Annotated in this window: 17 protein-coding genes; 13 read left to right on the top strand and 4 right to left on the bottom strand. The window is 68.5% G+C overall.

Features of this window, described 5'->3' with window-relative positions; all coding sequences use genetic code 11:
* Nucleotide 1 precedes the first annotated feature (1 nt).
* The 5 genes from I5803_RS20515 (at nucleotide 2) to I5803_RS20495 (ending at nucleotide 5364) form a co-directional block, all read left to right on the top strand.
* A complete protein-coding gene (locus I5803_RS20515; protein ID WP_196988161.1) occupies nucleotides 2-862 on the top strand; it encodes a branched-chain amino acid ABC transporter permease in 861 nt (286 codons plus the stop codon).
* The gene (locus I5803_RS20510) at nucleotides 859-2625 is read left to right on the top strand and encodes a branched-chain amino acid ABC transporter ATP-binding protein/permease (RefSeq protein WP_231402483.1); all 1767 of its coding nucleotides are present in this window, start codon (nucleotides 859-861) and stop codon (nucleotides 2623-2625) included. Before I5803_RS20515 ends, I5803_RS20510 begins: the two co-directional genes overlap by 4 nt.
* Nucleotides 2618-3322 (top strand): ABC transporter ATP-binding protein, encoded by a 705-nt coding sequence (locus I5803_RS20505; RefSeq protein ID WP_196988160.1) that lies wholly within the window; start codon nucleotides 2618-2620, stop codon nucleotides 3320-3322. Before I5803_RS20510 ends, I5803_RS20505 begins: the two co-directional genes overlap by 8 nt.
* A gap of 15 nt (nucleotides 3323-3337) precedes the next feature.
* The gene (locus I5803_RS20500) at nucleotides 3338-4366 is read left to right on the top strand and encodes a uroporphyrinogen decarboxylase family protein (protein ID WP_196988159.1); all 1029 of its coding nucleotides are present in this window, start codon (nucleotides 3338-3340) and stop codon (nucleotides 4364-4366) included.
* 95 nt (nucleotides 4367-4461) lie between these two features.
* On the top strand, nucleotides 4462-5364 hold the full coding sequence (locus I5803_RS20495; protein ID WP_354001695.1) for a sulfurtransferase: 903 nt from the start codon (nucleotides 4462-4464) through the stop codon (nucleotides 5362-5364).
* Between the two features lie 13 nt (nucleotides 5365-5377).
* Here the strand turns inward: I5803_RS20495 and I5803_RS20490 are convergent, their stop codons facing one another.
* Complete coding sequence (locus I5803_RS20490) at nucleotides 5378-6889, bottom strand: alpha/beta hydrolase domain-containing protein (protein ID WP_196988158.1); 1512 nt, start codon at nucleotides 6887-6889, stop codon at nucleotides 5378-5380.
* A gap of 295 nt (nucleotides 6890-7184) precedes the next feature.
* Entirely contained in the window at nucleotides 7185-7328 is a 144-nt protein-coding gene (locus I5803_RS20485) for a hypothetical protein (protein WP_196988157.1), read from the bottom strand.
* A 107-nt stretch (nucleotides 7329-7435) separates the two neighbouring features.
* On the opposite strand from I5803_RS20485, the gene I5803_RS20480 reads away from it, so the two are divergent.
* Genes I5803_RS20480 through I5803_RS20460 form a run of 5 tightly spaced genes read left to right on the top strand, consistent with a single transcriptional unit; the run spans nucleotide 7436 to nucleotide 12140 of the window.
* Complete coding sequence (locus I5803_RS20480) at nucleotides 7436-8626, top strand: CaiB/BaiF CoA transferase family protein (protein WP_196988156.1); 1191 nt, start codon at nucleotides 7436-7438, stop codon at nucleotides 8624-8626.
* The gene (locus I5803_RS20475) at nucleotides 8626-9435 is read left to right on the top strand and encodes an enoyl-CoA hydratase (protein ID WP_196988155.1); all 810 of its coding nucleotides are present in this window, start codon (nucleotides 8626-8628) and stop codon (nucleotides 9433-9435) included. Before I5803_RS20480 ends, I5803_RS20475 begins: the two co-directional genes overlap by 1 nt.
* A gap of 13 nt (nucleotides 9436-9448) precedes the next feature.
* Complete coding sequence (locus I5803_RS20470) at nucleotides 9449-10426, top strand: zinc-binding dehydrogenase (protein WP_196988154.1); 978 nt, start codon at nucleotides 9449-9451, stop codon at nucleotides 10424-10426.
* 26 nt (nucleotides 10427-10452) lie between these two features.
* On the top strand, nucleotides 10453-11424 hold the full coding sequence (locus tag I5803_RS20465) for a Bug family tripartite tricarboxylate transporter substrate binding protein (protein ID WP_196988153.1): 972 nt from the start codon (nucleotides 10453-10455) through the stop codon (nucleotides 11422-11424).
* A gap of 35 nt (nucleotides 11425-11459) precedes the next feature.
* Nucleotides 11460-12140: a GntR family transcriptional regulator gene (locus I5803_RS20460; RefSeq protein ID WP_196988152.1), complete on the top strand. Its 681-nt coding sequence runs from the start codon at nucleotides 11460-11462 to the stop codon at nucleotides 12138-12140.
* Nucleotides 12141-12144: 4 nt separating this feature from the next.
* Here the strand turns inward: I5803_RS20460 and I5803_RS20455 are convergent, their stop codons facing one another.
* Nucleotides 12145-14514, bottom strand: a complete 2370-nt coding sequence (locus I5803_RS20455) for an FG-GAP-like repeat-containing protein (protein WP_196988151.1) — start codon at nucleotides 14512-14514, stop codon at nucleotides 12145-12147.
* 65 nt (nucleotides 14515-14579) lie between these two features.
* Complete coding sequence (locus tag I5803_RS20450; protein ID WP_196988150.1) at nucleotides 14580-15500, bottom strand: LysR family transcriptional regulator; 921 nt, start codon at nucleotides 15498-15500, stop codon at nucleotides 14580-14582.
* Nucleotides 15501-15615: 115 nt separating this feature from the next.
* On the opposite strand from I5803_RS20450, the gene I5803_RS20445 reads away from it, so the two are divergent.
* Genes I5803_RS20445 through I5803_RS20435 form a run of 3 tightly spaced genes read left to right on the top strand, consistent with a single transcriptional unit; the run spans nucleotide 15616 to nucleotide 19066 of the window.
* Complete coding sequence (locus tag I5803_RS20445; protein ID WP_196988149.1) at nucleotides 15616-16584, top strand: Bug family tripartite tricarboxylate transporter substrate binding protein; 969 nt, start codon at nucleotides 15616-15618, stop codon at nucleotides 16582-16584.
* An 8-nt stretch (nucleotides 16585-16592) separates the two neighbouring features.
* Complete coding sequence (locus I5803_RS20440) at nucleotides 16593-17963, top strand: MmgE/PrpD family protein (protein WP_196988148.1); 1371 nt, start codon at nucleotides 16593-16595, stop codon at nucleotides 17961-17963.
* 17 nt (nucleotides 17964-17980) lie between these two features.
* On the top strand, nucleotides 17981-19066 hold the full coding sequence (locus tag I5803_RS20435; protein ID WP_196988147.1) for an isocitrate/isopropylmalate dehydrogenase family protein: 1086 nt from the start codon (nucleotides 17981-17983) through the stop codon (nucleotides 19064-19066).
* Nucleotides 19067-19086 lie beyond the last annotated feature (20 nt).

Raw genomic sequence — 19086 nt, 5'->3', positions numbered from 1 at the left:
GATGTCCTTCCCCAGCTGGACCCTCCTCTCGCAGTCCATCCTGTCGGGCGTGTTCACCGGTGCGCTGTACGGCCTGCTGGGGCTGGGGCTCGGCCTCAGCTGGGGCCTGCTGCGCACCATCAACCTCGCGCACTTCGCGTTTGCATTCCTGTCCGCGTACATCTGCTGGCAACTGTCGGCGGTCGGCAAGCTCGATCCGCTGCTGACGCTCGCGTGCATCGTGCCGCTGATGTTCGCACTCGGCGCGGGGCTGCATGGGCTCACCGACCGTTTCAGGCTCACGCCCTTCAGCTCGCTGCTGCTCACCTTCGGCTGCATGGGCATCGTCGAATCGGTGATGCAGACGATCTGGACGGCGGACCCGCGCAAACTGGAGTCGCACTACGGCGACATGAAGTTCCGCCTCGGCCCCCTCTTCCTGCCCCTGCCCGAGGTGATGACGCTCGTGCTGGCCGTGTCGATTTCTGTCGCGATCTGGGCCGTGCTGCGCTTCACCGATCTCGGCAAGGCCCTGCGCGCCTCCGCCGAGGACGCACCCGTGGCCGCGGCCTTCGGCATCGACCAGCGGCGCAACGGCTTCCTGCTCGCGGGCACGTGCTCCGCGATCGCCGGCGTGGCGGGCGTGTGCATCGCGCTGTCCGGCAGCATCAGCCCCTCGCAGATGTACACCTGGGTCGGCGTGGTGTTCGCGGCCGTGATGCTCGGCGGCCTGGGCAGCGCGCTCGGCCCGCTGGTTGCAGGCATCGTGATCGGCGTGAGCGAAGCGGTGACGATGGCCGTCACGTCGCCGTCGTGGGCGCCGCTGGTGTCCTTCACGCTGCTCATCGCGATCCTGCTGTTGCGACCGGGGCGCGTGCGATGAGGCTGCGCCGCGCTCCTGCCGGCATCGTCGCAGCCGGCGTGCTGATGGCGGCGCTGCCCTTCCTGAAGCTGCCGTCCTTCTACGAATCCTTCCTCTACCTCGCGCTGTTCTGGATCGTGCTCGCGACATCCTGGAACATCCTCTCCGGGTACGCGGGGTATTTTTCTTTCGGGCATGGGGCGTTCTTCGGCGCGGGCGTGTACACGACGGCCACGCTCGCGGGCAAGTTCGGCTGGCCGTTTCTGTGGACCTTGCCCGCGGCGGCGATCGTCGCGGCCGCGATCGGTGTCGCGGTGGGGGCGGTCGTGTTTCGCGTGCGCGGCATCCGCGGCGAAGTGTTCGCGCTGCTCAGCCTCGCGGTGACTTTCGTACTGGCCACGATCATCGGCAACACGTCCATCGACGGCGGGCCGGGTGTTTACCTGAACGCCGTGCCGGTGCCCGCGATCGGGCCCACGCCTACGTCGAGCCTGTACCTGCTGATGCTGGCCGCTGCGGTCGTCACCCTGCTCGTGTCCTGGGCGATCCGCCATTCGCGCTTCGGGGCGGGACTCTTCGCGATCCATGACGATGAGGACGCGGCGGAAGTGATGGGCGTGCCGACTTACCGCTGGAAGCTGGCGGCGCTTGCCGTGTCCTGCGCGCTCGCGGGATGGGTCGGCGGGATTCATGCGCTCTTCATCTCGTATGTGACGACGGCGGAGACTTTCAATCTCACCGTGCCGCTGACCGTGGTGCTCATGAGCATTCTCGGGGGCACGCGGCACTGGGCGGGGCCTGCGATTGGGGCGGTGGCGATTACGGGGCTGCTGTTCGCGTTCACGGGCGGGCAGTACGCGGTGCTGGGCAAAGGGGTGATCGGGTTGATTCTGGTGGTGGGGGTGTTGTTCATGCCGCAGGGGTTCATGGGAAGGTTCCGGCGGACTTCGAAGCAGAACTCCCTCGCCCCCGGAGGAGGAGGGGGCGGGGGTGAGGGGGAGGCGCGCCCCGACCCTCACCCCAACCCTCTCCCGCAGGCGGGAGAGGGAGCGGGTGAGGCACTCCTTCGCGTCATCGGCCTCTCCAAATCCTTCCGCGGCCTGAAGGCCCTATCGAACGTCAGCCTCGAAGTCCGCCAGGGCGAAATCCTCGGCCTGCTCGGCCCGAACGGCTCCGGCAAGTCCACCTTCATCAACGTCGTGAGCGGCCATTTCCTTCCCGATGCCGGCGAGGTCTGGCTCGGCGGGCGCGACCTCGCGGGCCTCCCCGCGCACGATATCGCGCGTGCGGGCATCGCGCGCACCTACCAGATCCCGCGCCCGTTCCCGCAGCTCAGCGTGCTGGACAACGTCGCCATCGCGGCGATGTACGCGGGCCGCGGCATCTCCACGCTCGACGGCGGCCGCCATGCGGCGCACGAGTGGCTGGAGTTCACGCATCTCGCCGACAAGGCCCACCAGCTGCCCGGCGACCTCAACCTGCACCAGCGCAAGTTCCTCGAACTCGCGCGCGCCCTCGCCGCGCGGCCGCAGCTCGTGCTGCTCGACGAAGTGCTGTGCGGCCTCACGCCCACGGAGATCCAATCGGCGGTGACGCAGATCCGCCGCATCCGCGACCAGGGCACCACCATCGTCTTCGTCGAGCACGTGATGGACGCCGTGATGGCGCTCACGGACCGCGTCGTCGTGTTCGACCAGGGCACGGTGCTCGCCGAAGGCGCGCCGCGCGAGGTGATGCAGCGGCCCGAGGTGATGACGGCCTACCTGGGGGTGGCGCATGCTTGAGCTGCGGCAACTCTCCATTGCCTATGGGCAGGCACGCGCCGTGTGGGACGTCTCGCTCCACGTCGCGCCGGGCGAACTGCTCTGCATCGTGGGTCCGAACGGCGCAGGCAAGACAACGCTGGTGAACGCGATCGCGGGCATCCACCGGCCGCTGTCCGGCAGCATCGCGATGGAAGGGCGGGACATCACCACGCTCGCGCCGCACCGCTTCTGCGAGGCGGGGATCGCGCTCGTGCCCGAGGGCCGGCGGCTCTTCACCGGCATGACGGTCGCCGAGAACCTCGACGTCGGCAGCTTCCTGCCCGCGGCGAAGGCGAAGCGCGGCGAGACGCTGCAGGAAGTGCTCGCGCTCTTCCCCGCCCTGAAGGAGAAGCTGCCCTCGCCCGCCGGTGAACTGTCGGGCGGCCAGCAGCAGATGGTGGCGATCGCCCGCGCGCTGATGGCGCGCCCGCGCCTGCTGCTGCTCGACGAGCCGTCGCTCGGCCTGTCCCCGCTGGTGGTGAATGCGATGTTCGAGGCGATCCAGCGGATCAGCGAACGCGGCATCACCATCGTGCTGGTGGAGCAGAACGTGTCGATGGCGATGCGCATCGCCCATCGCGCATGCGTGCTCGAACTGGGCCGCATCGTCGCGGAAGGCGAGCCGGATGAATTGATGAAGCGGCCGGAGATCCGGCAGGCTTATCTCGGAATTTAGCGACAGGAGAAACGCATGCTCTTCCCCACCACCATCGTCGGCAGTTTCCCGCAGCCTGAATGGCTGATCGACCGCGCGAAGCTCGCGGGCAGGTTCCCGCCGCGGGTGCGGGCACGCGAGCTCTGGCGCTTGCCCGAGCCCTACCTCGCGCAGGCGCAGGACGACGCGACGCTCATCGCGATCCGCGCCCAGGAGGACGCGGGGCTGGACATCGTGAGCGACGGCGAGATCCGGCGCGAAAGCTACTCCAACCGCTTCGCCACCGCGCTGGAAGGCGTCGACCTGGACAACCCCGGCTCCGCGCTCGACCGCTCGGGCCACCCCAACCCGGTGCCGCGCATCGTCGGGAAAATCCGCAGGAGGCATGCGGTCGAAGTGGAGGACCTGAAATTCCTCAAGCGAAATACGACGCGCATGACGAAGATCACTGTACCCGGCCCCTTCACCATGCTGCAGCAGGCGCAGAACGATTTCTACCCATCGGAAGAAGAAGCCGCGATGGATTACGCGGAGGCGGTGAACGCGGAGATCAAGGACCTGTTCGCCGCCGGCGCCGACGTCGTGCAGATCGACGAGCCTTACATGCAGGCGCGGCCCGAGAAGGCGCGGCAGTACGGGCTCGCCGCGCTCAACCGCGCGCTCGAAGGCGTGGAGGGCACGACATGCGTGCACATCTGCTTCGGCTACGCGGCCATCATCCACCAGCGGCCGAGCGGCTATTCGTTCCTGCCGGAGCTCGCGGGCTGCCGCTGCCGGCAGGTGTCCATCGAGACTGCGCAATCGCACCTGGACACGAGCGAGCTCACGCAGTTGCAGGGCAAGCAGATCCTCGTCGGCTGCATCGACCTGTCGGACCCCGCGGTCGAGTCACCGGAAGTGATCGCGGAACGCATCCGCCGCGCGCTGAAGCACGTGAGGCCAGAGCAGGTGATCCTCGCGCCGGACTGCGGCATGAAGTATTTGCCGCGCGAATCCGCGCAGGGAAAGCTCGCGAACATGGTGGAAGCAGCACGCATGCTCAGGCGCGAGCACGGCGCGGCCTGACATTTGGCAAAATCACCTTTCGTTCCCATTGCGTTGCCGGCCCGGCCCGGGGCGTGCTCCACTGAGCCACCCTCCCCCCTTGCCGGACCGCCCCCGTGATTGCCCACGCCGCGCTGCCCCGCCATCTTCCGAGATGGCAGCACCTGGTCACTCCCACGTGGCTGGCGGCGCTCATCGCCGGCCGGCCGGTCGTGGCCGCGCCCACGGGGAGCTGGCGCCTCTTCGAAGTGGGCTGCGAGGACGCCGCCCTGTTCGCCGAGGCCCACATTCCCGGCGCAGGCTACCTCGAGACCTGCCACCTGGAGCACGGCCCGGTGTGGAACAAGGTGCCGGACCCGGCGCTGCTGGAACTGCTGCTTGCCAAAGGCATCCGCCACGACACGACGGTGCTGCTCTACGGCCGCAATACGCTGGCCGCCGCTCGTGCGGCGCACCTGATGCTGTACGCGGGCGTGCAGGACGTACGCCTTCTCGACGGCGGCTTCGGCGCCTGGGTATCGTCGGGCGGCGAACTCGCCACAGGCGCCGCGGTGGCGCACGCGCCGGCGGCCGACTTCGGCGTCGACTTCCCTGCCCATCCGGAATACCTGATGGACATGCGGCAGGTGAAGGACCTGATGCGGCGCGACGACGGCGTGCTGGTCAGCATCCGCACCTGGCAGGAGTTCACCGGGCAAACCTCCGGCTACGGCTACATCGAAGCGAAGGGCGAGATACCCAGCGCGCGCTGGGGCCGCGCGGGGCGCGACGGCGACGTGCACTGCATGGGCGATTTCCACCGCGCGGACGGCACGATGAAGCCCGCGCACGAGATCCAGGCGTTCTGGCGCGAGGCCGGCATCCACGCCGGACAGCGCAACACCTTCTACTGCGGCACCGGCTGGCGCGCGTCGCTCGCGTTCTTCTACGCCTGGCTGATGGCCTGGGAGCGCATCAGCGTGTACGACGGCGGCTGGTGCGAATGGAGCCGCGAGCCGGAACACCTGGCCGCGGCGTGACCGCGAAGCAGCCTCAGCGCAGCTGCGACAGCCTGTCCTGCTGCGCCGCCTCGATCGCGCGCTCCGCATCCTGCGGAAGCAGCAGCCGTTCGGCCACCATCTGCGCGGCGGCCGCACGCACCGCATTCACATAGGCGGCGTTGTCCGCATAACGCTCGGCGATGGAAAGGCGCGGGTCCTTCGCGGCTTCCCGCTCGGCGCGCGTCGCCGCGAAGGGGATCACCGCGCCCTGCAGCGGGAACAGCGTGCCCGCGCCGTAGCCCGGCGCGCGCGGATTCCATCCGGTGTAGGTGGCGCGCGGCACGGCGAGCGGCAGCATGCGGATGCCCGCGATGGACATGCCGTCGTTGTCCGCGCGCGGGACGAACACGGGGTACATGCCCAGCAGCTTCGGCGGGAACACGGTCGGGTCGGTGTAGCTCGCGCCCGTGTGGATCGCCGTGTAGGGCAGCCCCGGGATGTCGCGGCGTACCGCGTCGGCCGCGTCCACCAGCGTGCCGTGCGCGCGCATCGGCACGCGGCTGGCGGGCGGCTCGGCGCCGGTGGTGATCCATCCCTGCATCGCGGTGAGCAGCGCGCGCATCGGCATGCCCCCGTGCATCGGGTTGACCGGCAGCGACATCGTCGGCACGGTTTTCATCCTGTCGCCCGGCGCCGCGAAGTGCGGCGAGCCCGCGATCATGTAGGCGCGCACATCGGCGGGCAGGTCGAGGTGGTTGCCCTGCAGGTCCGTCACCAGCAGCGACGCGCGCGACGCCCACCATTCGTGCTCGCTGTCGGTCTGGATCACGCGCGGGCAGGTGTTCGTCGCGCGGCAGCGGACCATCAGGCCGTCGCGCTTGCCGCTCAGTGGATCGAGCAGCGTCTGGTAGGTGAAGGGAAAGAGGTCCGCCTGCCAAGCCGGGTCCTGCGGGTGGCGCGCGTTTCGGCCGTTCTGCCCGAAACGGTAGTTCGACGCGATGCGCCGGCCGCCCGCGATGTGCGGCATCAGGCCTTCGAACACCGGTTTGCCCGCGAGGTCTTCGTTGAAGCCGAGGTAGAGGAAGTCCCGCAGGAAGCGCCCGGACTGCGACACGCCGAACCCGATGGCTCGCTGTGCGTAGCCGCGCGCGGCGAGCGGATTGGCCGACGTGGGGTCGTGCCGCAAAAAGGACACGACGTCGCGCGTCGCGGCGAAGCCCAGGCCGAGCACCGCCGGGTCGCGCGCGATGTAGGTGACCTCATAGAGCGCGCCCGCATCGAAGCCGGTCTCCGGTCGCGTGATCTCCACCGTGTTCGGCCCCGTCGCGCGGATCGCGAGGCCGGGCGGCTTTTCGCGCGGCGCGTCCCACTTCGCGCGCACCGTCACCGAGAGCGAAGACGGGTCCGCGATGGGCCAGGACAGCGTCGACGTCGCCGGCGAGCGCATGTGGTCGTAGAGGAATTCCTCGCGCGCCGGGCCGCTGACGCCGGGCACCACGGGTGCGAGCAGCGCGTGCTGGTTCGGCTGCGAGGGGATGTCCGCCTGCCAGCCGATCCACGCCATGTGTAGCCCTGCGAATGCAGGAAGCCGATGCCGGCATCGCCGGGCTTGTCGGCCTGCGTCGCCGCGGGATTGGCGGCGTCGTCGAACAGTTGCGGCGCGAGCTTGGTGCCGCGGTTGGGGATGTCCACGAGCAGCGTGCCGTTCGCGCGGGCCGGGTCCGCAGGGCGCAGCAGCACCACATCGGCGACGGCCTCGACCCGCCCTTGCGCATTGCGCGGCGCCTTGTCGATGTCGGCGATGACGGCGTTGCGGCGATCCGAAGGATCGACTGCGATCGTCGCGCGGCCCGTGATCTTCACGTAGGGCCCCACGTTGCCGAAGCTTCGGCCCTCGAACGCGGGCTGCTCTGCAGCACCTCGAAGCGGACCACTTCGGCGTGGGTGGGGATGGCAAGGAAGAGCGACGCGCACAGCGCGGCGAGCCGGTGGGAGCAAGACATGGCAACGCCCTTTCAGAATGCTGAAGATCCTAGCGCAAGTGTTGACACTTTGGCGAGTAGTGGTAACACTAACCGTCCTCCCCTGCACCGTTTCCGGACCCCGCCGAATGCCCCACCAGCCCGCCTCTTCCGCGCTCGCGCGCTTTCGCGTCATCGACCTCACGCAGGTGCGCGCCGGCCCCACCTGCTGCCGCCAGCTCGCCGACTGGGGCGCCGACGTCATCCAGGTGCAGATGCCCGAGCACATGCGCGGCGACGACACGCTCGGCGGCCAGGACGGCTCGGACTACCAGTACACGCACCGCAACAAGCGCTCGATCACGCTCAACCTGAAGGAGCCGGAAGGCATCGCCACGCTCAAGCGCCTGATCGCGGGCGCCGACGTCGTGGTGGAGAACTTCCGCCCCGACGTGAAGTTCCGCCTGGGCATCGACTACGAATCGCTCGCGAAGGACAACCCGAAGCTCGTGTACGCGAGCATCTCCGGCTTCGGCCAGAGCGGCCCGCTCGCGACGCGCCCGGGCTTCGACCAGATCGCGCAAGGCATGGGCGGGCTGATGTCCGTCACGGGCATTCCCGGCGAAGGGCCGATGCGCGTCGGCATCCCGATCGCCGACCTGTGCGCGGGCATCTTCGCGGCGCAGGGCATCCTGGTCGCCCTGCTGGAGCGCGAATCCTCGGGTAAGGGCCAGTGGCTGCACACCTCGCTGCTCGAGGCGATGGTCTACATGATGGACTTCCAGACGTCGCGCTTCCTCATCGACGGCGAAGTCGCGACGCAGGCCGGCAACTTCCACCCCACGAGCATCCCCACGGGCGTGTACAAGGCGCGCGACGGCTACTTGAACATCGCCGTGTTCGGCTCCAAGATCTGGGAGCGCTTCTGCAACATCCTGGGCGCGCCGGAGTGGATCGAGGACCCGCGCTACCACGACAAGGCATCGCGCGACGTCAACCGCGACTCGCTCAACGCGCAGATCAACGAACGCCTTGCCGCGCAGGACCGCAGCCACTGGATCACGCAATTCAACGAGGGCGGCGTCGCGTGCGGCCTCATCAGCGACATGCGCGAGGTGTTCGCGGAGCCGCAGATCGCGCACCTCGGCATGGTGAAGGAAGTCGTGTCCGCGCGCATGGGCCCGCAAAAGCTCGTGGGCCAGCCGGTGCAGCTGGAGCGCACGCCGAGCACCATCGCGCGCGCGGCACCGCGGCGCGGCGAGCACACCGAAGAGATCCTGCGCGAGCTCGGCATCGCCGACACCGACCTCGCACGAATGAAAGCCACCGGAGTCTATTGATGACGCATCCCGAATACCAATCCATCACCGAACGCGTGCAGACCTGGCTGGCCGGCAGCACGCTGCACATCCGCTTCAACAACCCGGCCAAGCACAACGCGCTGTCGGTCGACATGTGGGAGGCCGTGCCCCCGCTGCTGGCGCTGGCCAGAGACGACGACCGCGTGCGGCTGGTCGTGTTCTCCGGTGCGGGCGAGAAGGCCTTCGTGTCCGGCGCGGACATCTCGCAGTTCGAGGACATGCGCGCTGCGAAGGAAGCCGTCGCGCGCTACGAGGCCATGGCCGAGCTGACGCTCACGGGCATCTTCGATTTCCCCAAGCCGACGCTCGCCTGCATCCGCGGCTACTGCATCGGCGGCGGCGTGAACGTGGCGATCGCGTGCGACATCCGCATCGCTTCGACCGATTCGGTGTTCGCGATCCCCGCCGCGCGCCTGGGCCTGGGCTACCGCTACTCCGCGATGAAGAACCTCGTCGACCTCGTCGGCCCCGGCGCCGCCAAGGACCTGTTCTTCTCCGCCCGCCGCATCGATGCGGTCGAAGCCAAGACGATGGGGCTGGTCACCCGTGTCGCCGCGCCCGACGGGCTCGAGAGCCTGCTCGCGGAATACACCACCGCGATGGCGGACAACGCGCCGCTCACCGTGATGGCCGGCAAGGCGATCACGCGCGAGATCCTCAAACCCTCGACCGATCTCGACATGGCACTGTGCACCTCGCTCATCCGCGGCTGCTTCGAAAGCGCCGACTACACCGAGGGCCGCACGGCCTTCATGGAAAAACGCAAGCCGGTCTTCACCGGCCGCTGAAAGGAATCACCCGATGCAGTCCTACTGGATGCAGATGACCGACACGGACACCGTGCTCGAACTGCGCGACACGCCCACGCCCCAACCCGGCGCCGGGCAGCTGCTGGTTCGCGTGCGCGCCGCGTCGCTCAACCGCGGCGAGTTCATCGTGGGCCACGGCCTGCACGGCAAGCCCGGCAGCTGGAAGGCCATCGGCGGCGAATGCGCCGGCGAGGTCGCGGGGCTCGGCGAAGGCGTGACGGGATTCAGGACGGGCGACAAGGTCATGGGCCGGTGCAACGGCGCTTTCTCCGAATACGCCCTGCTCGACGTGGCCGAGGCGATGGCCATCCCAGCGAACCTGTCCTTCGAGGAGGCCGCGAGCATCCCGCTCACCTTCCACGTGACTTTCGACATGCTGGTGCTGCACGGCCGGCTGAAGCCGGGCGAGTGGCTGCTGATCAACGGCGTGTCCTCGGGCGTCGGCGTCGCCTGCCTGCAACTGGGCAAGGCGCTGGGCGCGAAGGTGATCGGCACCTCGGGCTCGCAGAAGAAACTGGACCTGCTCCGCCCCCTGGGCCTGGACCTCGGCCTGTGCACGCGCGGCCCGGATTTCGGCCCCGCCGTCATGGAAGCGACGGCGCAGCACGGCGCCGATGTGGTCGTGAACACCGTGGGCGGATCGGTCTTCGCGGAGAACGTCCGTGTCGCCGCCTTCGAGGCGCGCCTCGCGACCGTCGGCTATGTCGATGGCGTGCTGCATGCCGACATCGACCTGGAAGCCCTGCATGCGAAGCGGCTCACGCTCTTCGGCGTGTCCAACAAGTTGCGCAGCAAGGCGCAGAAGGCCGCGGCCGTGCCGCGCTTCGCGGCCGAAGTGATGCCGCATTTCGCGTCGGGACGCATCAAGCCGCAGATCGACCAGGTGCTGGACTTTTCGCAGCTCGCGCAGGGCAAGGCATTGATGGAATCGGGCGGGCACGTGGGCAAGATCGTCCTGCGCATGCCCTGAAGTACAGAACACAAGGAGACGAGAACATGAAGTCGATGAAGTACGCCCTGGCGCTGACGCTGGCCGCCACAGCATGCGGTGCGTGGTCGCAAGCCGCCTATCCCAGCAAGCCGATCCGCCTCGTGATCGGCTTCGCGCCCGGCGGCGCCGCGGACATCGTGGCACGCTCGATGAGCGACGCGCTCGGCAAGGCGCTGGGCCAGACCGTGGTGGTGGACAACAAGCCGGGCAACGGCTCGAGCATCGCGGCGGACATCGTCGCCAAGTCGCCCGCCGACGGCTACACGCTGCTGATCGCGAGCCCCAGCAGCATCTCGGTGAACCCCGCGCTCAACCCGGCGCTGCAATACAAGCCGGGCGACCTGCTGCCCGTGACGAAGATGACGACCTCGCCGCTGGTGCTGGCCGTCAATCCCGCTACCGGCATCAAGTCCGTGCCCGACCTGATCGCCGCCGCGAAGAAGAACCCGGACAAGCTCAATTACTCGACATCGGGCAACGGTTCGGCGCCGCACCTGGGCGCGGCGCTGTTCCAGCAGATCACGGGCGCGCAGATGACGCACGTGCCCTACAAGGGCGGCGCGCTCGCGATCCAGTCGGTGATGGCCAACGACACGCAGCTCACCTTCGGCACAGCGCCCTCGGTGCTGCCGCAAGCCTCGAACGGCGGCCGCCTGCTGGCCCTGGCCGTGAGTACGCGCGAGCGCTCGCCGCTCGTCCCCGGCATCCCCGGCATGAAGGAAGCGGGCCTGCCCGAATACAACCTGGAGTTCTGGTACGGCATGTTCCTGCCCGCCGGGACGCCGCCCGCGATCGTCAAGAAGGTGTTCGACGCGACGACCACCGCCATGCAGCAGGCCTCGGTGAAGGCGGCGCTGGCGCGCGACGGGACGGAAGTCTCGCTCTCGGCCTCGCCCGACGCATTCAACAGTTTCCTCGTCGAGGACGGCAAGTTCTGGGTGAACCTCGTCAAGAGCGCCAAGGTCAAGGTCGAGTGATGTCCCAGGAGCCCGCCTGACGGTACGATGTAGCCATGCCCACCTCGCCCTCCACCGTCCGCGGCGCCGGCCTGTCGCAGGCCATCGTCGCCGAACTCAAGCAGCTCATCTACGCGGGCGAGTTCAAGCCCGGCGAGCGCCTGAACGAGGCCGCGCTGGCCCTGCGCATGGGCACCAGCCGCGGGCCGATCCGCGAGGCGATCAAGGTGCTGGCGGGCCTGGGCATCGTGAACGCCGTGCCCAATCGCGGCGTCTACGTGCGGCAGCTGTCGCTGCGCGAGATGCTGGAGGTGTACGAGCTGCGGGCCCTCGTGTTCGGCTATGCGGCCGAGCGCGCGTGCGAGCACTTCAACGAGGAGCATGCGCGCAAGTTCGAGCGCCTGCTCACCGCGATGGACAAGGCGTGCGACGCGGACGACGGCTCGAAGTACTACGAGCTGAACCTCCAATTCCACGAGTTGATTCTGGAACTCTCGAACAACCAGCGCGCGCAGCAGGCGTACGACGACTACGTGAAGGAGCTGCACCTGGTGCGGCGCAAGTACTTCAACGTGCCGGGCAACATGCGCCGCTCCAACGTGGAGCACCGGGCGATCTACGAGGCGATCGCCGCGTCCAACCAGTCACGCGCGAAGGCCGCTGCGGAGAAGCACGTGCGGGCCGGGCGGGTTCGGTTGCTGGCGAACTTCGAGGAACCCTTGGCGCGCGGCGAATGATCTGTCAGACGTACGCCAACCCCGTTACACCGACCAGGGTAGCGAGTTCGATGTGCGCCGCATTCACGTCCTGCGCCGCCGCCAGCTGCGCCAATTCCACGCGTGAATACGCGCCGCTGTCCAGCATTCCCGTGAAGTGCGCCAGCTCTCCCGCCGACGGCGCGACGCCCACCACGTTCTGGTAGACCGCGGACACCCACTGCGAATTGCTCGTGCCCGGCGTGAAGCGCACCCCCAGGGCCAGCTGCATCAGGTCCGCCTCGCTCGTGCCGCCGTCGATCAGCGACAGGCCGATGCCGGCATAGGTCATGTCGTGCACCGACGCGGCGCCGAAGACCGCGCCGAGATAGCGCGCGATGACGCCCGCGTGTCCCTCCAGGTCCAGCGCCACCTTGTGGTCCGCGAAGGACAGCCGCTCGACGCCGTTCAGCGTGTCGACATCCAGCCCCGTGCGCGTGACCGACCACGCCGCGCCGGCATGCGACAGCGTGTACGAAGTCGCCGCATCCGCATACACCGCCGTGTCGATCCCCGCGCCGCCCGCGATGTGCTCGGGCCGCTCGCCCGGATGGAACACGAGCTGGCCGATGCGGCCGGTGAAGATGTCGTTCTGGAAGACCGTGAGCACGCTTCCCGTGGCGGCGACGAGCTCGGGGATCGCATCGCCGTTCACGTCCATCACGTGCACGATGCGGTGCCCGAGGAAGGTGCGCGCGATGCTGAAATGCCCGCTGCCGTCGTTCATCAGCAGGTCGGCGCTGTCGCCGTACTCGTTGTTGGTCACCGCCAGGATGTCGTCGGCGCCGTCGCCGTTCACGTCCGCGATCTCGACGAACTTGTACCAGTAGCCCGCGTGGTTCGCCGGGTCCTGCGCAAAACGCAGCGCCGTCTCGTCCGAGAAATTGCCGCCGCCCTGGTTCACCAGGAACTGCAGGTAAGGCACCTGGTAGAACTGCGAACGCTCGCCGCCGTTGGTGGCGGACAGCACGAGGTCGCGCAGGCCGTCGCCGTTCAAATCGATCGGCGAGATCGCGACGATGGTCGGCTCGCTCACGCCCGTGTCCGGCAGGGTATGCACGCCGGCATTGGTGAACACGCCGGGCGCGGAGGCCAGCAGCAGCCGCGTCGGCCCGCCGGTGTTCTCCCAGGTGCCCAGCACGATGTCCGTCATGCCGTCGGCGTTCAGGTCGCCGGCATAGGACCAGGTGTTGCCGCCCGCCCAGGTGCCCGGCTTCTGCACGACGGAGGGAAACAGCGAAGTGTTGGTGGTGAAGCCGCCCTGGCCGTTGCTGAGGATCACCTCGTTCGCGCGGCCGCTCGGATCGTTCAGGCCATCGACCAGCACGTCCGGGAAGCCGTTGCCGTCGATGTCGCCGATGGAGACGCCATGGCCCTGCGTCAGCCGCTGGCCCAGCTGAGCCGACTGGTCGGTGAGGTGGCCGCCGGCACTCACGAACAGTCGGTTCTGGCCGCCGTTGAAGGGCGCCTTGTCCGGCCCGAAGTCGGGGATGAAGACATCGGTGATCCCGTCGGCGTTGAAGTCGGCGCCCGCGATGCGCGGGCCGTATTGCGTCGAGGGAATCACGCCGGAGAACACCTGCGAGGTTCCGTCCGTGAAATGCCCCGCGCCATCCCCCAGCAGGATCTGCGCGGGGCTGTAGACGTCGCCTGTCGTCGCGTCGTCGATGCGCGCGACCCAGATGTCCACTTTGCCGTCACCGTTGAAATCGCCCTGCAGCAGCTGCTGGATGCCGTTGCCGCTGGGAATCGCTGCCGTCGCGTACGGGCCGAAGGGGCCGGTGAAGCGATACGTGTCGAGGACTTCCTCGCTGTTGTCCGTGGCGCGGAAGACCACCGCCTCCACGTTGCGCAGCACGTCGGTGCCAGTCACGCCGTTCGCGAAATGCTTGACGACCGTGAAGGCGTGCTGGGCCGCGTCGTACGTGACCGTGGCCTCGGACGCTTTCGCACCGTAGTAGGTGACGGTGTCGGTGCCGCCGCCCAGGTCGATGCTGTTGCTGCCGGGCGCGGTGGGCCAGACGGATTCGTCATGGTCCGACCCCGTCACCTGGTTGTTGCCGCTGCCCAGGTGCACCGTCCACAGGTCGACGAGCGTGTCGGTCGTCCCCCAGCCGTCCAGCACCTTCCCCGTCGCGAAATTCACGGTGACGGGTGCGGGCGAATCCCAGTAGGCCGCGGTGGACCAGCGCGTGGTGCCGATGAGGGTGTCGTTGCCCTGCTGGCCCACCACGCTCCCGAAGCCGAGCGTGACGGTGTCGTTGCCCGCGCCGCCGTAGATGGTGACGTGGTCGGTGAAGCCGAGGGCCGATTCGTTGATCGTGTCGTCGCCCGCGGTGCCGTGGTAGTCGCTCATGGGAGCCTCGCTGTGTTCTGGTTGGTGACTTCAGGGAAAAGTCTACCAACGGCGGCGCCCCTGGCTCAACGGTGGCGAACCCGGGCCCCCGTTTTGCTCGTTTGCAACAACAATTTCGCAAATGCGGCCGCCGCGGGCGACAGGGTGCGGCCGGTTCGCTGGATCAAACCGATGGACCGGGTGACGGACGGCTTGAGCGGAATGCCCACCACGCCCGCCGGTTTGCGCGGCACGGTGAGCTGCGGCACGATCGCCACGCCCAGCCCCGCTTCCACCAGGCCGATCAGCGTGGATACATGCCGCACCTCGCACACCGGGCGCCTTTGCGAGGGCGCTGCCGCCAGCGCGTGGTCGATGAACACGCGGTTGCGGCTGGCCTGGGCGACGCGCACCTGGTCCCACGCGCCGAGCTCGTCCCAGCGCACGGAGCGGCGCCTGGCGAGCTCGTGGTCCGAACGGCAGGCGAGCACGTAGGCGTCCTGCATCAGCGGCGTGAATTCCACGTCGGGCTCCTGCATGCCGATGTAGTTGATGCCGAAGTCCACCTCGCCATGCTTGACTGATGCAAACACGCCGTCCGCACCATCCTCGATGATGCGCACCAGCACGTTGGGGTGCCGCTCGCGGTAGGAATCGATCACGGCCGGCATGAAGTGGTGTACCGCAGAGAACACGCAACCGATCGTCACGTCGCCCGCCTCCAGGTGCGCTGCGCCGCGCAGGCCCACGACGGACCGGTCGAGGTCTTCCACGACGGGCGTGATCTCACGCAGGAAGCGGCTGCCGAGCAGGGTGAGCTCCACGCTGCGCGTGGTGCGGTCGAAGAGCTTCACGCCCAGGCGCGCTTCCAGGTTGGAGATGCGGCGGGAGAACGCGGGCAGCGACAGGTGCAGCGTCTTGGCCGCGGCCGCGAAGCTGCGCAGCTCGGCAGCGGCGATGAAGGCGCGCAAGTCGGCCAAGCCGGGCGTTCGGGCGGGGGTGCTCACTGTCGAGCCAGAGGGAGAGGGTTGCACGTTCTGCAATAAAGGCTAGCAAACTTGCACTTTACAGCGTCCGCCCCGCGGTCCACCATGGCCGTCTTCCCAGGAGACACATCACCCCATGAAACGCCGCGTTTTGCTGCAGGCAGGAGCCACTGCCGCCCTCATCCCCGGTTTCGCCATCGCGCAGGCCTGGCCGTCCAAGCCCATCCGCTACATCGTCCCCGTCGCCGCCGGCGGCGGCAACGACATGATCGCCCGCGTCGTCACCGAGCGCTGGGGCGCCCTGCTCGGCCAGACCTTCCTCGTGGACAACCAGAGCGGCGGCGGCGGTGTCGTCGCCAGCGTCGCGACCGCGCGCGCGGCGCCGGACGGCTACACGCTGATGCAGGGCTACGTGGCCACGCACGGCACGACGCCCGCCACGCGCAAGGTCGCGTACGACGCCGTCAAGCAGTTCACGCCCATCGGCATGATCGGCGCGACGCCCAACGTGCTCGCCATCAACGCGAACGTGCCCGCCAAGACCGTGAAGGAGTTCATCGAGTACGTCAAGCGCAACCCCGGCAGGCTCAGCTACGGCTCGGCGGGCCAGGGCTCGCTCACGCACCTGACGATGGAGCTCTTCAAGCAGGAGACCGGCGCGTTCATGCTGCACATCCCGTATCGAGGCATCGCTCCGGCGATCACCGACCTCATCGGTGGGCAGACGCAGGCGATGTACCCGGGCCTGGCCGCCGCGCTGCCGCACATCCGCTCCGGCAAGATGCGCCCCCTCGCCGTCACCGGCAAGACGCGCAGCCCGCAGCTCAAGGACGTGCCGACCATGGAGGAAGCCGGCTTCAAGGGCTTCGACGCGATGCAGTGGTACGGCTCGGTCGGTCCGGCCGGCATGCCCGCGGACATCGTCAAGCGCTTGAACGAGACGCAGGTCGCGGTGCTCAAGGCGCCGGACATGCGCGAGAAGCTTGCGAGCGAAGCGGTGGAGCCCTGGCCCATGACGCCGGAGCAGTTCGGCGACTACATCAAGGCCGACATCGCGCGCTGGACGAAACTCGCCAAGGCACGCAACATCCAACTCGAAGACTAGGAGCCGCCATGGCACACAACACGCACGTCGCCGCGGACACGAATGCGCCGCCCGTCACCTCGATCCTCGCAAAGTTCGTCTCCGGCCATGTATCGAAGGGCTGGACGCAGGCTGTGGAGCACGAGGCGCACCGCACTTTCTACAACTGGCTCGGCTGCGCGATCGGCGCGGCCCGCCATGAAGCCGCGGACGCCGCGCTCGCGGCCGTCGCCATGTTCGAGCCCGCGCAGCAGGCCACCGTGCTGGGACGCTCCGAGCGCGTCGACATGGCCAGCGCCGCGCTGGTGAACGGCATCACGTCGCACACCTTCGACTTCGACGACACGCACCTGAAGACGATCATCCACCCGGCCGGCCCCGTGGCTTCCGCCGTGCTCGCCCTCGCCGAGAAAACCGGCGCGTCCGGCCGCGACGTGATCGACGCGCTGGTGCTGGGCATCGACGTGGCCTGCCGCATCGGCAACACGATGTACCCCGACCACTACGACCGCGGCTGGCACATCACCGGCTCGACCGGCATGCTCGGCGCCGCCGCAGGCTGCGCCCGGCTGCTGAAGATGAACGAGCAGCAGACGCAGATGGCGCTGGGCATCGCAGCCTCGCAGCCCGTGGGCTTTCGAGAACAGTTCGGCACCATGACCAAGCCCTTCCATCCGGGCGGCGCGGCGCGTGCCGGGCTCACGTCCGCGCTGCTCGCCAAGCACGGCTTTACCGCGAGCCCGCGCGCGCTGGAGGCGCCGCGCGGCTTCGTGCAGGTCGTCTCGGACAAGCGCGCCTGGAACGAGGTGACGGACGAACTGGGCGAACGCTTCGAGATCTCCTTCAACACCTACAAACCCTTCGCCTGCGGCATCGTGATCCACCCGAGCATCGACGCCTGCGCGCAACTGCGCGAGCAGGGCGTGAAGCCGGAGCAGGTCGAACGCATCGAGCTGCGCGTGCATTCGCTGGTGCTGGAACTCACCGGCAAGAAGGAGCCGAAGGACGGCCTGCAGGGCAAGTTCAGCGTGTACCACGGCTGCGCCGTCGGATTGATCTACGGGCACGCGGGCGAAGAGGAATTCTCCGACGCCGTCGTCACGGACCCGAAGGTCGTCGCATTGCGCAACAAGGTCGTCGCGACGGTGGATGACACCATCGCCGAAGCGGCGGTCGACGCCACTGCCGTGCTCACCGACGGACGGCGCGTGCACGTGCGCGTGGACCACGCGATCGGTTCGCTGGAGCGCCCGCTCTCCGACGTGCAGCTCGAAGGCAAGTTCAACGCGCTCGTCGTGCCGGTGCTCGGCGAAGCGAAGGCGCGCGAGATCACTGCCGCCTGCTGGAAGCTCGCGGCGCTGCCGAACGTGCGCGACCTCACGGCCCTGTGCCGTCCCTGAACCTCATTGCCGATCCCATGACCACCTCTTCCACCACCCCCCTTCGCATCGGCATCCTCGACGGCGACGACATCGGCCTCGAGATCGTGCCCGCCTCCGTCGAGATCAGCCGCGCCGCCGCCGAACTGCACGGCGTCACGATCGACTGGCATCCGCTGCCCATCGGCCGCACCGCGCTCGACACGCACGGACACACGCTGCCGCCGGAGACGCTCGCCACGCTCAAGACGCTCGACGGCTTCATCCTCGGCCCCATCGGCCACCGTGCCTACCCGAAGGTGCCCAACGCGATCAACCCGCACCCGATCCTGCGCAAGGACTTCAACCTCTTCGCCAACGTCAGGCCCACGCGCTCGTACCCCGGCATCGGCTGCCTGTACGACGACGTGGACCTGGTGATCGTGCGCGAGAACAACGAAGGCTTCCAGCCGGACCGCAACATGCTGCTGGGCAACGCCGAGTTCCGCCCGAACGACGAAGTGACGCTGTCGATGCGGGTGATCTCGCGCACGGGCAGCCGCCGAGTCGCGAAGGCGGCCTTCGAGCTCGCCCGCCAGCGCCGCAAGCACCTCACCTACGTCCACAAGGACACGGTGTTCAAGCTCGGATGCGGCATGTTCGTCGAGGAGTGCAAGAAGCTCGCCGCCGAATACCCGGACGTGCGCGTGGACGACGTCATCGTGGACACGATGGCGATGCGCCTCGTGCGCGACCCGCAATCCTTCGACGTCGTCGTCACCACCAACATGTTCGGCGACATCCTCTCCGATGAGGCCGCCGGCCTCGTCGGCGGCCTGGGCATGGCGCCCGGCCTGTGCATCGGCGACGGCGACATCGTGATGGCGCAGGCCACGCACGGCTCCGCCCCCGACATCGCGGGCCGCGGCATCGCGAACCCCTACGCGATGATGGAATCGACCCGCATGATGTTCGACTGGCTGGGCCACAGCCGCAGGAACGAGGGCGCGGTGCGCATGGCGGCGTCCATGTCGCGTGCGATCACCGAGGCCCTGGGCGACGCCACGGCGCGCACGGGCGATGTGAAGGGCAAGGGCAACACCGCGAGCATGACGGCGGCGGTGCTGCGCGCGATGCGCGCTTGAAGGGGCCGGGCGCCCGGCCA

Source organism: Caenimonas aquaedulcis (genome assembly GCF_015831345.1).
GTDB lineage: Bacteria > Pseudomonadota > Gammaproteobacteria > Burkholderiales > Burkholderiaceae_C > Ramlibacter > Ramlibacter aquaedulcis.
Note: the sequence above shows the minus strand (reverse complement) of the source record. Positions and strands in the feature narration are given on the sequence as shown.